This window comes from Pseudomonas sp. FG36 (genome assembly GCF_057809275.1).
The window spans coordinates 86,665-98,741 of sequence record NZ_JBMDJQ010000002.1; the positions used below are offsets into that span (position 1 = coordinate 86,665).

The 12,077-nt window shown below is 64.1% G+C and carries 11 protein-coding genes; 5 read left to right on the forward strand and 6 right to left on the reverse strand.

Going from position 1 to position 12,077, the window contains the following annotated elements; translation table 11 throughout:
- Positions 1 to 79 precede the first annotated feature (79 nt).
- Genes mksF through mksB form a run of 3 tightly spaced genes read right to left on the reverse strand, consistent with a single transcriptional unit; the run spans position 80 to position 4,891 of the window.
- On the reverse strand, positions 80 to 2,911 hold the full coding sequence (gene mksF / locus ACODS9_RS02450) for an Mks condensin complex protein MksF (RefSeq protein WP_046857181.1): 2,832 nt from the start codon (positions 2,909 to 2,911) through the stop codon (positions 80 to 82).
- On the reverse strand, positions 2,908 to 3,615 hold the full coding sequence (mksE, locus tag ACODS9_RS02455; protein ID WP_401111635.1) for an Mks condensin complex protein MksE: 708 nt from the start codon (positions 3,613 to 3,615) through the stop codon (positions 2,908 to 2,910). The genes mksF and mksE overlap by 4 nt, the downstream gene beginning before the upstream one ends.
- Complete coding sequence (mksB, locus tag ACODS9_RS02460; RefSeq protein WP_046857179.1) at positions 3,605 to 4,891, reverse strand: Mks condensin complex protein MksB; 1,287 nt, start codon at positions 4,889 to 4,891, stop codon at positions 3,605 to 3,607. The genes mksE and mksB overlap by 11 nt, the downstream gene beginning before the upstream one ends.
- A 224-nt stretch (positions 4,892 to 5,115) precedes the next feature.
- On the opposite strand from mksB, the gene ACODS9_RS02465 reads away from it, so the two are divergent.
- Both ACODS9_RS02465 and rimI read left to right on the forward strand, forming a co-directional pair.
- Complete coding sequence (locus ACODS9_RS02465; RefSeq protein ID WP_489093250.1) at positions 5,116 to 5,913, forward strand: energy transducer TonB; 798 nt, start codon at positions 5,116 to 5,118, stop codon at positions 5,911 to 5,913.
- Positions 5,910 to 6,365, forward strand: coding sequence for a ribosomal protein S18-alanine N-acetyltransferase (gene rimI / locus ACODS9_RS02470; protein WP_046857177.1), 456 nt, complete (start codon positions 5,910 to 5,912; stop codon positions 6,363 to 6,365). Before ACODS9_RS02465 ends, rimI begins: the two co-directional genes overlap by 4 nt.
- A 214-nt stretch (positions 6,366 to 6,579) precedes the next feature.
- Here rimI and ACODS9_RS02475 read toward each other — a convergent pair whose 3' ends face one another.
- Positions 6,580 to 7,095 (reverse strand): hypothetical protein, encoded by a 516-nt coding sequence (locus ACODS9_RS02475; RefSeq protein ID WP_401111638.1) that lies wholly within the window; start codon positions 7,093 to 7,095, stop codon positions 6,580 to 6,582.
- A 132-nt stretch (positions 7,096 to 7,227) separates the two neighbouring features.
- On the reverse strand, positions 7,228 to 8,397 hold the full coding sequence (locus ACODS9_RS02480; RefSeq protein ID WP_489093156.1) for a hypothetical protein: 1,170 nt from the start codon (positions 8,395 to 8,397) through the stop codon (positions 7,228 to 7,230).
- A 65-nt stretch (positions 8,398 to 8,462) separates the two neighbouring features.
- Here ACODS9_RS02480 and ACODS9_RS02485 point away from each other — a divergent pair, with 65 nt between their 5' ends.
- Positions 8,463 to 9,047, forward strand: a complete 585-nt coding sequence (locus tag ACODS9_RS02485; RefSeq protein ID WP_046857175.1) for a D-Ala-D-Ala carboxypeptidase family metallohydrolase — start codon at positions 8,463 to 8,465, stop codon at positions 9,045 to 9,047.
- On the opposite strand, the gene ACODS9_RS02490 is transcribed toward ACODS9_RS02485, so the two are convergent.
- Positions 8,987 to 9,892 carry a LysR substrate-binding domain-containing protein gene (locus tag ACODS9_RS02490; RefSeq protein WP_401111644.1) on the reverse strand — a complete coding sequence of 302 codons (906 nt, stop codon included), beginning with the start codon at positions 9,890 to 9,892 and terminating at the stop codon, positions 8,987 to 8,989. The genes ACODS9_RS02485 and ACODS9_RS02490 overlap by 61 nt on opposite strands.
- A 157-nt stretch (positions 9,893 to 10,049) precedes the next feature.
- Between ACODS9_RS02490 and ACODS9_RS02495 the strand changes: the two genes are divergently transcribed.
- The gene (locus tag ACODS9_RS02495) at positions 10,050 to 10,664 is read left to right on the forward strand and encodes a LysE family translocator (RefSeq protein ID WP_401111647.1); all 615 of its coding nucleotides are present in this window, start codon (positions 10,050 to 10,052) and stop codon (positions 10,662 to 10,664) included.
- Positions 10,665 to 10,747: 83 nt separating this feature from the next.
- Positions 10,748 to 12,007 (forward strand): DUF4062 domain-containing protein, encoded by a 1,260-nt coding sequence (locus ACODS9_RS02500; protein WP_401111649.1) that lies wholly within the window; start codon positions 10,748 to 10,750, stop codon positions 12,005 to 12,007.
- Positions 12,008 to 12,077: the final 70 nt, after the last annotated feature.

Genomic DNA, 12,077 nt, shown 5'->3' on the forward strand with positions numbered 1-12,077 from the left:
TTGAAATGATCGCGGGGCAAGCCCGCTCCCACAGAGCCTTGTGGGAGCGGGCTTGCCCCGCGATGCTTTTCGGTTTGAATCAGGCCAGTTCCTCGGCCTCATCCTCACGCACGATCGCCTTCACCTCGTCGCGACGGCTGATGTACTTCCAGTCCGCCTCGTCGATGTAGATGCCGTTCGGCCCGCTGCCACCTTCCAGGTCGATTGCCACCCGCGCCGACACCTGCGGCTTCACGCTCGCCAGGATCGGCACGAAGCCCAGCTGCTGGCTGGTTTCCAGCAACGCCGCCTGGTTGCGTTCGTCGATGTCCGCCGCTTCGTCGAGGTAGTACGGCAGGCGAATGCGCCCGGCCAGGTCGCGGTCCATCAGGTGCAGCAACAAATACATGTTGGTCAGCGCCTTGATGGTCATGGTGGTGCCGTTGGACGCGGCGCCATCGATGTCGGCGTGGATCACCGGCTGGCTGTTGATCTTGGTGATCTCGAAGGCCAGTTCGAACAGGTCCTTCAGGCCCAGCTGGTTGTGGTTGGCCGCCACCAGCCGCGCCAGGTACTCCTTGGCCTCTTCGTTCTTGTGATCCTGCTCGGCGCTCTGGGTCAGGTCGAATACCGACAGGGTCTCGCCTTCCTCGTACTGGCCGGCGCTGTGGATGATCTGGTCGATATGCTTGAGCGCTTCCTTGTTCGGGGCCAGGACCACGCGGAAGCTCTCCAGGTTCGATACCTGGCGCTTGTTGATCTCGCGGTTGAACAGCGCCAGCTGGTGCTCGAGGCTGTCATAGTCGCTACGGATGTTGCGCAAGGTCCGGGCGATGTCGGTGACCGCGGCGCGGCGGGCCTTGGCCAGGGTCAGCGCTTCCTCGGTGCGGTGCGAGTAGGCGTTGATCAGCAGCTGCAGGCGGCGCTCCATGTCGTCTTCGCTGTCGAACTTGGCCACGCCCTTCAGGCGCACCTGGGCGTACAGCGCCTCGATCTGGTTGTCCACGCGCTGCAGGGCCTGCCAGCTGTCCTGGTAGTCGTTGAGCAGCGGCAGCAGGTTGTCCATGGAGTCGTCGATGGCTTCCATGAACGGCGTGCCGAACGGCAGGTCGGCCGGCAGCAACTGGCGACGGCGCAGGGCGTCTTCCAGGGTGCGCTGCTTGGCTTCGAGGTCGGCGATCTGCCGGCCCACCAGTTGCAGCTTGGCCGACAGCTGCTGGACGCGCTCGGTGAAGGCGTCGCTGGAGCGCTTGAGCTCGTCCTGGGCGGCTTCCAGCTGGCCCAGTTGCTCCATTTTTTCCGGCTCTTCGGCGGCCAGGGTCTCGGTGCGGCGGAAGTCTTCCAGGGCCTTCTGCGCATCCAGCACCTGCTGGTACAGCGCCTCGGTCTGCGCCTTGCTCGCGGCGCGGTCGAGGGCCACGGCCTGCTGGGTCTTGAGCTGCTTGAGCTCCTTCTCCAGGCGTTCCTTCTGGTCGCGCAGGGCGGCGCGGTCGGCCAGGGCCTGCAGCGCGGGTGGGTCGATGTGCGAGATGTCGATGGACAGGCCAGGCACTTCGAAGCGTTCGCCCTTGAAGCGGTCGAGCACGCCTTCCAGGGTTTTCACCCAGACGTCGCTGTCGTCCAGCTCGATGCCGCGGTCACCCATCGGCAGGCTGAACAGCGCGCCGTTGAACAGGCGCATCAGGCGGTCCACGTCCTGCTGCGAGAACTCCTCGCGCAGGCGGGCATAGCTGTTGTTGTCGGCGTGGTCGAGCTGCTGCTTGACTGCCTTGACGCGTTTTTCCAGGTCGCGCACGCGCTCGTCGAGGTCTTCGGCGGAGAACTGCCGCGACTGGGCCAGGGCGCCGGCCAGTTCGTCGTGGGCGTCCTTGGCGGCCAGCAGTTGCTGTTCCAGGGTCTTGACGTCGGTGACCAGGGCGAAGCGGTGCTTGAGCACCGACAGCTCACCCAGCCAACGCTGGATACCGGTGATCTCGCGCTCCAGACGCATCAGCTCCTGGGTACCGCCGCGCTGGTCGTTCTGCAGGCGGTCCTGCTCGCCACGGTAGTGCTCGGATTGGATTACCAGCTCTTCCTTGCGCGCCATGGCGTATTCCTGCCAGGTGCCCAGCAGGTTGTCGAGCAAGGGCGAGATACGGTGCAGCTTGCCGCGCAGGATGTCGCGCTGGGCCACGCCGCCGGCCAGGGCCTCGACCAACGGGCCGGCAGCCACCAGGGCGTTGTAGTCGCCCTCCATGCGGCGCACGTCGCGGAAGGCCTCTTCGCAGGCGGCGATGTAGTCGACGCTACCTGAACGCAGGCTGTGCTCGAAGGCGTCGAGGAACAGCTGCTTGAGCTTGGCGGCGGTGATTTCGCGCATGTGCAGCAGGTTGATGAACAGCGCGCGGAAGGTCTTCAGGCTCTGCTCGCTGGTCGAGCGCAGCGGGATCAGGGTCAGGTCCAGCGGCACCGAGGTGTGGCCGCCGACCAGCAGCCGGCGCAGTTCGTCCGGTTTGAGCTCGTAGGCCTTCAGGCCATGGCGCTCGAGGTTGGTGAACAGCTCTTTCTGGCGCAGGCAGGTGTCGTCTTTCTGGTAGTGGGCCAGGTCCAGCTCGCCCTGGTAGGCGAAGAACTGGTGGCCGAAGCCGCCACCCGGCCCGCGGCCGACCACGCCGATCACGTGCGGGCCGTGGGGCAGGTTCAGTTCGGTGAGGATGTAGCTGGTGTCGCTGGCGAAGTAGAAGCGCCGCGACTGCTCCAGGCTGTACTTGCCGAAGCTCATGTCGGACATGCGCGCCAGGATCGGGAACTGCAGGGCGTTGATCGACGCCGATTTACCCAGGTTGTTGGCGCCGTAGACCGACAGTGGGTGTTCCAGGGGGAACAGACCGAGGCTGTAGCCGGCGGTGTTGAGCAGTGCGAAGCGGCGGATGCCGTAGCGTTCCTGGCTCATGCGTCAATCTCCTGTTGCTCTTCGCGGATCGCCCGGGCCAGGGCATCCTCTTCGCTTTCCTCGCCGTCGAACGGGGTGAGGTCGAGCGGGTCGTCGGTGCGGTTGAGTTCTTCGGGCGTCTCTTCCACCACCAGCACGGGTACCGGCAGCGGCAGGTCGCTGTGCAGGGTGGCGGCCAGGTCGCGGTCCTGCTGGACCGACAGGCAGACGTCGAGGAAGCGGTGCATCGGCGGCAGGAAGCGGTAGATGCCGCCTTCCTCATGGGCAAAGCCGAGCTGGCTCATGCGGCGCATGATCTTTTCTTCGAGCTCGTCGACGGTCTGCACTTCGGCCTGCAGGAACAGGTCGCGGTACTTGTCCAGCAGCGACGGCAGTTCGTCACGGCCGATGCTGCCACCGTCGAGCACGGCCATCGGGTCGCGCCCCTGGTCGGCGAGGTGCTCGACCAGGATGAAGGTGAACAGCGACAGGCGCTGGGCGGTCTTGTTGACCTGCGCGGCGGCCTGCTCGGGGACGAAGTAGTAGAAACCGCGGGTATCGCAGACCAGCTCGAAGCCCAGGGCCTTGAACAGGGTGCGGTACTGGTCCTGGAAGTTCGACAGCTGGGTGTACAGCTCCGGGTCGCGGCGGCTGACGTGGAAGCCCTTGAACAGCTCGCGGAAGATCGGCGCGAGCTGGGACAGTTCGGAAAGATCAAGATGCATGGGTGGGGCTCGCGGTGGATTCGGTCGTGGTCGCCGGCTTGTCGCGGCTGGAGGTCAGGGCGAAGGAGCGCAGGCTGACCAGGTGTTCGCGGGTGAGGTATTGCTGGCGATCGAGGCGCTCGCGGCTGAAGCGCTTCTCGCGCGACAGGCGCGAGAACCAGTACAGCAGTTCGTCGGTGGCGCCTTCAGGCTCCTGCTCCAGCAGCCAGACCATCAGGTCCGGCAGCGGCAGGGCGTCTTCGCAACGCTCGAGCATTTCCTTGACCGTGCGCGGGGCGCGGGGCAGCGGGCCTTTTTGCGTCTTGTGCGCCTTGGGGAAGCGCGCGGGCTTGGGCTCGAAGCGGGCCAGGGCGTAGACGTAGGCCTCGACCTGGCTGGCGCTGCCGAGGAAGGTGCTCTGCGGGCGGGTGAACATCGGCATGGCCGCCTGCGGCACGGCGTCGATGCCCTTCTTGCGGATCACCGACAGGGCCAGCGCCGCGCCGCGGGTCACGGCGTTGTGCCGGCGCGCTTCTTCACGCAGCGGCAGCAGCAGCTCGCGGGCGTGGCGCAAGGTCAGCTGGGCGCTGGTCTGCATCTCGAGGATGCGCGCGTGGGTGCGCAGCAGCATGTCGTCGTCGACCAGGTGGCCCAGGCGCGCCTGCTCACCCAGCAGGCGCAGCAGCACGGTCTCGACCTTGCGCACGCCCTGCTCGAAGGCGCCGTCGGCGTTGACCAGCTGGATCATCGGCTCGACGTACTCGTCCCAGGTCGCCAGTACCTCGGCGTAGCGCTGGCGCAGGGGGATCTGGCGGTTGCTGGTCTTGGCCCGCTCGGCCACGGCCACCAGCGCCTGCTCGTCGTTGTCGAGCTTTTTCAGTACATCGCGCACGCGCATGTCGAGCAGGCGCAGCTGGCGCGCCAGGTCGTCGCTGTCGCGGTTGTCGAAGGCGTCCTGGATATGTCCGGCCAGGCGTTCCAGGTGGCGCAGGTAGGCCTCGATCTCCAGGCACAGGCCCAGCCGGTGCTCGCGGCGCAGGTAGGCGAGGAAGTCGTGGATCTGCGCGTTGAGCTCGAAACGGTTCGGGCTCTTGGCCACCGGGACCAGGATGTCCAGGCGGATCCACACGTCGAGCAGCTGGGTGATGTCCTGCGGGGTGCTTTCCACCTGCTGGCGGGCCAGTTGCTGGCGCAGCTCGACCAGGCTCAGGGTGCCCTGGTCGAAGCGCTCGCACAGCGGCTCGATCAAGGCCCAGTGTTCGGCTAGGGCGCGCAGGACGCGCTTGGGTTCGATCATTGGCGGGTCGACTCGTTGCCAAATAAAAGCGGCGATTGTACTGCATCCGGGGGGGAGGATTTCACCCCTTGGTCTGTTATGGGGATAACCCTGATGCTCAAGGGGGGATTCACCGGCCCACCAAGGGGCGTGGGAGCACGATGACCGACAATCTGTTGCGGCGCATCCAGGTCAACAGCGTTAGAATGCCCGACTGTTTCGACTATCCACCGGATACCCGCGCCTTGCTGATCGAGTCCCGCCGCCGCGCCTACCTGTCCGCCATGCAAGTGGTGCACTGGCTGCCGCGCGCCGAACTGCCGTTCGCCGCGCCGTCACGGCCAGAGCTGCTGTTGCCGGTGGCACCGCTCGATGAGGTCGACTTCGAGGTGCGTCCGGTCGCTCCCGCGCCTGCGCCTGCGCCGAGCGCCACCCCGGCAGCCCCTCAGGCACGTGCCGAGCGGCCGAAGATCGAGATCCCGCGCCCGGGCAGCGCGCCGAAAGTCGCCGCCAAGCCGGTCGAGGCAGAGGCAGAGCCTCCCGCGCCGCGCCCGGCGCCTGTGCCACCACCGCGCTTCGCCCTGCAGTTGCTACGTGCCGGCGACTGTCTGCTGCTGGTGGAACTGGCCACCGGCCAGCCGTTCCAGAGCCGCGACCCGTCCTACCTGCTGCTCAAGGACATGCTGCGCGCCGCCGGCCTGCCGGACGCCCCGCAGATCATTGGCGAGCCGGTACGCTGGCCGTTGCTGATGCGCGGCAACATGGACCAGGGGCCGGATGCCGCCCGGGACTTTGTCCAGGGCTTTATCGCCGCGCGCCTGGAAGAGGCGCCGTGCGCCTGCCTGTGGCTGATCGGCCTGCCGGCCATTCGCTTCGCCGGCCAGGCAGACGGCGAAGCTTATTACCAAGAACTCAAGGTCGACCTGCTCGGCGATGCCTGGGCCTTGCCCGGCCTTGAACTGTTGATGGACGAGCCGCAGCGCAAGGCGGACGTCTGGAAAGCCATGCGCCAGCTGATGGCGCGCTGGAAACGCGTTGAATGAGTGACTCGATCAGTTTCCGCCCGGCGACCGAGGCGGATCTGGATACCCTGCTGAAGATCGAATATGCCGCCTTCAGCCATCCCTGGACCCGCGGCATCTTCCAGGATGCGCTGAAGTCCTACGAAGTGTGGCTGATGTTCGACGGCCAGCAGCAGGTCGGCCATGGCGTGATCAACGTGATCATCGACGAGGCGCACCTGCTCAACATCACCGTCAAGCCGGAGAACCAGGGTTGTGGCCTCGGCCTGCGCCTGCTTGAGCACTTGATGGCCCGGGCCTACCAGCTCAATGGCCGGGAGTGTTTCCTGGAAGTGCGTGCCAGCAACCAGTCGGCGTATCGCTTGTATGAGCGCTATGGCTTCAATGAAGTCGGCCGGCGCCGTGACTACTACCCGATGGCGGGCGGGCGAGAAGATGCGCTGGTGATGGCCTGTACGTTGCTGGAAGACTGATCGGGGCCTGGGGGCTTCGCGTTCCGCCAGACGGGTTTGCAAATCCGGCCGCCCCCTTCTAGGATGGACTCCGACTACGTAGACAGCAGAAAATTTGTCGGCGGTGCTGCGTAGGCCCTGGGCAACCGGGGTCATATGAAGGGAATTCGCAGGCGCATGGGTTGTTCCGCTTCGGTGCGGGAGACCTGCCTTCGAGGCCGTCCTTCCTCCGTAGTCATGAAATATTCCGAATCTTGGCCTCCGTTGCGTGATACGCCGTAACGGGGGCCAAGTACGTTTTGCCTTCCGCGCTACAGATTCTCACGACAGCCACTGCGTAATAGCTGCCTTTGCCGATCCTGACCTTGCGGCCGGTATTGAACAGGATGCCTTGACCATGCTTGGGCTTGTTCAGTCCGACCTGGCTGTAGGCGCTGTAAGCGTTGATCAGAATCTGTAGTGTCTCCTGCGGCGTGCATCGATCCTTCGTCTCTCTGGCGTGCAAAGGATGAAGGATGGCCTGGAGGTCGATTCGAATGCCCCGGCACTGTGGCACGGGCCAATTCATTTGCCTGCAGATGCGACGAATGCGTTCGAGCTGCTTCGGTGTCAGGAGGTAGCTGAACTCGGTCACCTGTTGCGCATGATGCGTCGACCCGCCTGCCTCTTGCAGGGCGATTGCCTGGTGCAGCAATCGGCTGAATGCCTCGGCAAGGCTTTCGTCGCCTAGTTGGGTAGCGTTCTTGCGCATGGCCGACTTCCTGTCGTGTCCAAAAACGAAAAAACCGGCACGAGGCCGGTTTCTTCACCCTGATAGCCAATGAACCGAGTCATTGTTTCGGGGCTGAGCGGTGGACAGATTATGCCGTGCGCAAAATGCTCATCAAAGCGCCTGATCCGAGCCATTCGTTTCCAAAGGTTTACGCAGGTCGCGCAAGCTGCGCGTCACCGTTCCGGTATTGCACTTGGCTGCCGCCTGCTCCGGAGTCATCTCGCGAATGGTGCGGTAGAACAATTCGCAGGTCTGCTTCTTCTGGGTTACCTGCCACTTGCTGGTGCAGGCATCCAGGGTGAGCTTTGCATCGGCCTGCGGGTTGCGCCCCATGCCGGCCTGCCAGCACGCGGCGGAGAGGTCCTGGCCCATCATCTTCAGGCCTGCGGCATCGGCCTTGTCCTGGTCGCCGTCGTAGCTTTTCGGGTCGGCGGCGTACCAGATCGCGCTCGGGTGGTTGGCGCCGAGCACGGGCACCTTGGCGCTGTTGGCCTCGGGGCTGATGCTCACCAGGCCGAGCACGTTGACCTTCGGCCCATACTGCTGCTGGATCCAGGCCCGTACCGGCGCGCCGAACGCGACCATCGGCAAGGCGCCTTTGCCATCGTGGGTCAGGGCCACTTCCTTGACCATGCGCACCTGGTAGTCGTTGAAGTAGCTGTAGACCCCTTCCAGGTCCTTGCCGGCGCTGGCCGGCGCGGCGATCGGGGCGATGTCGACGATGGTTTGGTAGGCCGGGGTCTGGGCAGCCTCGACACCATTGAAGGTCAGAAGCTGCGCCCAACGGTCGGTGGTGTTGGACTTCAGGTAGTCCTGGTAGCGGGTCAGCGAATAGTCCGGCGGGAAGTGCAGCAGTTCGATGCTGCGACGGTTCTCCAGGGCCATGCCCAGGGGCAGGAACAGGTACCAGCTATAGTCCCAGCCGCCTTTCTGGTTGAGGCGGGTGGCGCCCTGGTAGGCCAGCTCGCCGCTGTCGAGCAGCTTGCGCAAGGGTTCGGCGTAGCTCGCCGGTACGTCGGTGATGCTGGCGTGCAGCTTGTCGTTGTCGCGGTTCACCGTGACCTTGGCATTGGCATAGCCGTCGCGCTGCACGCTCTGGGTGAGGTAGTGCTCGACGGTCTGTTCGAGTGTCCAGTCGCGGTAGCAGATCACGTTGCAGTTGTTGGGATAGGCGAACAGCCGGGTGACCCGCTGGGCATCGCCCAGGTCGATCTGCGCGTCGGCCATGGCCAGGCCGCTGAAGGCGAGGGCGGCCAGGCCCGATACAGCAATCTTGTGCATGCTTAACTCCTTGTCAGTGGCCGCCAGGACGGCGGACCGCCCATGGTGGATGAAGAGGTGGGGGAATGAAAAGCGCCAGGATATGGCTATTGGCTAGCGCGCTGGTCGGGCTGGGTGCGGTGCAGGCCGATGAGCGCGATGTGTGGATGTTCGCCCAGTGGGCCGGGGATCACGAGAACCGCAGGTTTCGTGAAATGCTGGTGGACGCCCGGCTGTATGGCGTGGTGCCGATCCATCAGTTGCTGCGTTCGGCCTCGGACTGGCGCCTGTGCAAGGCTTCACCCTTTGCGGTGCCGCCGGCGAGCCACTGGCCGGCGGTGCGTTCGACGCTGGCATTGATCAAGACCCTGGACCAGCAGGGCATCCTGCGTCAGTTCGAAGTGGTGTCGGCCTACCGCGATCCCCGGCTCAATGCCTGTGCCGGCGGCGCGCCGAGCAGTGCGCACATGCGCGCCTTCGCCGTCGACCTGCTGCTGCCACCCTGGGCCGACCCGAACCCGCTGTGCCGCTTCTGGCAGCAGCACGGCCAGGCCTGGAACATGGGGCTTGGCCGTTACCCCTCGGGGCGTATCCATATCGACACGGCCGGCTATCGCACCTGGGGCGGTGACGGCGGGGCCGGGTCGTCGTTCTGCAGCAAGCCCAGGTGAGCCAGGCAGGCCTGGCATTCGTCGCCGACCCACTGCGCGAAGCGCTGGCGCTTGCTGCCGTCGTCCAGCGGCTGCGGGCTGAGCAGGTGGTAGCCGGAGCCGTCGCGCAGGAAGCTGTACGGCGCCTGTAGCTGGCCATTGTCCAGTTCGTCGCGAACCATCAGCGCCGAGGCGATGGCCAGCCCCATGCCCGCGCTGGCAGCCTGGATCGACAAGTAGAAGTGCTCGAAGTCGCTGCGCGCCGTGTGCCGGATGCCTTGGCCGCTCAGGCGTAGCCAGGTGGCCCAGGCATCGGGGCGGGTGGCGCTGTGCAGCAGGCGTTGGCCCTTGAAGTCTGGCCTTGCGACCGGGCCTATCCACTCATCGCAGATCTTCAGGCTGTGCAACTGGCGATCCCAATGGAAGTCATCGCGGCGCAGTGCCAGGTCGATGCCGCCACGGGCGAAGTCCACCGGCCCGCCGGCCGCCACCAGGTGCAGCTGCAGGTCGGGGTGTGCGGCGTGAAAGCGCGGCAGGCGCGGGATCAGCCAGCGCATGGCGATGGTCGGCTCGCAGGAGACCACCAGTACGTTGTCTTCAGGCTGCTGTTGCAGGCGCTGCACGGCGCCCTCCAATTGCTCGAAGATCGACTGGGTGGTGCTGTGCAACTCGCGACCGGCGGGGGTGAGAAAGATTGCCCGGTTGCGCCGTTCGAACAGTGCCACGCCGAGGCTTTCCTCGAGCAGGCGCACCTGGCGGCTGACGGCGCCGTGGGTGACATGCAGCTGCTCGGCGGCGCGCACGAAGCTTTCAGTGCAAGCGGCGATGTCGAAGTAGCGAAAGGCGGTAAGGGGAGGCAGTTTCATGTGCTGGCCTGTTTCGGCTTTGTCGGCGGGGCAAGTCGATTCAATGCAGATAGGTGAGTAAAACTAGCAGGTTAGCCAGACTATAAATCGATTTTTACTCGTTCAAGGCAACAGGATAATCCCATATTACGTGAATTTTCATCGAGGATCCCTGTTTGTGAACGAACTCATCGCCGTAGCCCTGTTCACCATCCTGGCTGTCATCAGTCCTGGCGCCGACTTCGCCATGGTCACCCGCAGCAGTTACGCACAAGGTCGCAAGGCTGGCCTCGCTGCCGCGGCAGGCATCGCCCTGGGCGTGCAAGTGCATGTGCTGTACACCGTGCTCGGCATCGCCGTGATCATCAGTCAGAGCCCGACCCTGTTCCTGGCCATGAAGGTAGTGGGGGCGGGCTACCTGGTGTACCTGGGCTATAAATCGCTGACCAACACCACGCGCATCAGCCTCGACGGCCTGGCGCAAGGCGCGTCCAGCGTGGCGAGCGCGTTGCGCACGGGCTTTCTGACCAACGCGCTTAATCCCAAGACCATGCTCTTCGTGGTCAGCGCCTACACCCAGGTGGTGCAGCCGGGCAGCCCGCTGGCGCTGGACTTCGCCTATGGCGCGTTCATGTCGTTCGCCCATTGGGTGTGGTTCAGCCTGGTGGCGGTGTTCTTTTCCAATCACCTGCTGCGTCGGGCGATGATCGAGCGGCAGGTGGTGATTGATCGAACGATCGGCATGGCACTCATTGGCCTGGGCTTTAGCGTGGCGTGGACCGCAGTCCACTAGATACTTCGAGGTGGCGCAGTGATGGCGCTCTGGTAATCTGCGTTGATTTCATCTCGGCGAGTTTTTCCAGGGAGTGGTTGAACGTGGCAAGCAAACTTCGCGCATTCATCAGCAGCACCATGCAGGACCTCGGCAACGAGCGGCGTGCCGTCGTCAAGCGTCTCGCTGAAATGGGGCTAGAGCCTGTCCACGCAGAGACAATGCCATCGAGTACCACTACGAGTTGGGCGACGCTGCGCCAGGCGATTGAAGAGTCTCACCTGTTTATCTTGATTCTTGGTGATCGCTACGGTTGGGTTCCTGACTCGGGATATGGTGCCGAGTCAGGAAAGTCGGTGACGCATCTGGAGTTTGAGGCCGCAAAGGCAGCGAACAAGCCGATGCTGGTTTTCACCAAGCGTCTGCCTTACGCCAGCTCCTACGATCCAGCAAACAAGCAGCGTGATGACTTTCGAGAAGAGGTGGCGCACTGGAATGATGGGGTTTTCAGACGAGAGTTCGAGTGGGCAGATGATCTTGCTGCCCATGTTGGTGAGTCGATCACTGAGCTGTGGACAAATGCCTTGGCCAGGCAGCTCATCCAAGAGGCTGAAGCACGCCGCCCGTCCAGCACTCCTTTGCCGGCTGTCGCTATCCGGCCGCTCCAGCGCTCGGGACGCGTGCTGATTGCCGGTGCCGGGATGTCGGTCGCGGCCGGTTACCCCACTGCCCAGTTGCTGATGGAGGCGTTTGCAAGAGACCTCTGGGAGGGAGAGGTGAGCGAGGTTCGATATAGCTTCAGTGAATTGGCAGGTTACTACCAAGCCAAATTTGGTGCGTCGCGTTTGCAGCAGCGCGTACTGGATTTTCTGAACACGCCGCAGACAGTGCTGCCAACCCTGGCGCACCTGCGTGCAGTTGTGAGTTTTCAGGTTATTGTCACTACTAATTACGACCTTCTGTTCGAGAGGGCCTGTGAGTTTCTGCGGATCCGTTACCGTGTTGTTCAGCCTCACGATGCGCTGCCAGACGATGATTTCGAGGGGTTAACGCTCTACAAGATCGTGGGAAGCGCATCCGATCCCTCTTCGCTGATTATCACCAGTGCGGATCTACCCTCCAGTATGCGCACGCCTGTCTTCGAAAGTATCCGGGAACTGGTCAAGAGGCATGAGCTTGTGGTCATCGGCCATTCACTGCGAGACAGCAATGTTCAGCAGCTACTTGGTGAGCGCGGCGAGCGTACGGCCATCCATGTGTCGCCCTCGGAGGCACCGGGCGATGACGTGCTCATTTCGTTGTTCGGACTCAAGCGCGTGATCGCCACGGCGGATCAGTTTATGGCGTCTTACGAGCCGGTTTGAAGTGTGGGCGGGCACGGCGGTGAAGCCGAGTGCTTCCGAGTCGTGCCTGGTTGTTGCGCACGAGCAAGAA

What these genes read in the sequence shown, in the direction of transcription:
- mksF (WP_046857181.1), bottom strand. Translation starts at nt 2,911, where the DNA reads ATGAGCCAGGAACGCTACGGCATCCGCCGCTTCGCACTGCTCAACACC.
- mksE (WP_401111635.1), bottom strand. Translation starts at nt 3,615, where the DNA reads ATGCATCTTGATCTTTCCGAACTGTCCCAGCTCGCGCCGATCTTCCGC.
- mksB (WP_046857179.1), bottom strand. Translation starts at nt 4,891, where the DNA reads ATGATCGAACCCAAGCGCGTCCTGCGCGCCCTAGCCGAACACTGGGCC.
- rimI (WP_046857177.1), top strand. Translation starts at nt 5,910, where the DNA reads ATGAGTGACTCGATCAGTTTCCGCCCGGCGACCGAGGCGGATCTGGAT.
- ACODS9_RS02475 (WP_401111638.1), bottom strand. Translation starts at nt 7,095, where the DNA reads ATGCGCAAGAACGCTACCCAACTAGGCGACGAAAGCCTTGCCGAGGCA.
- ACODS9_RS02480 (WP_489093156.1), bottom strand. Translation starts at nt 8,397, where the DNA reads ATGCACAAGATTGCTGTATCGGGCCTGGCCGCCCTCGCCTTCAGCGGC.
- ACODS9_RS02485 (WP_046857175.1), top strand. Translation starts at nt 8,463, where the DNA reads ATGAAAAGCGCCAGGATATGGCTATTGGCTAGCGCGCTGGTCGGGCTG.
- ACODS9_RS02490 (WP_401111644.1), bottom strand. Translation starts at nt 9,892, where the DNA reads ATGAAACTGCCTCCCCTTACCGCCTTTCGCTACTTCGACATCGCCGCT.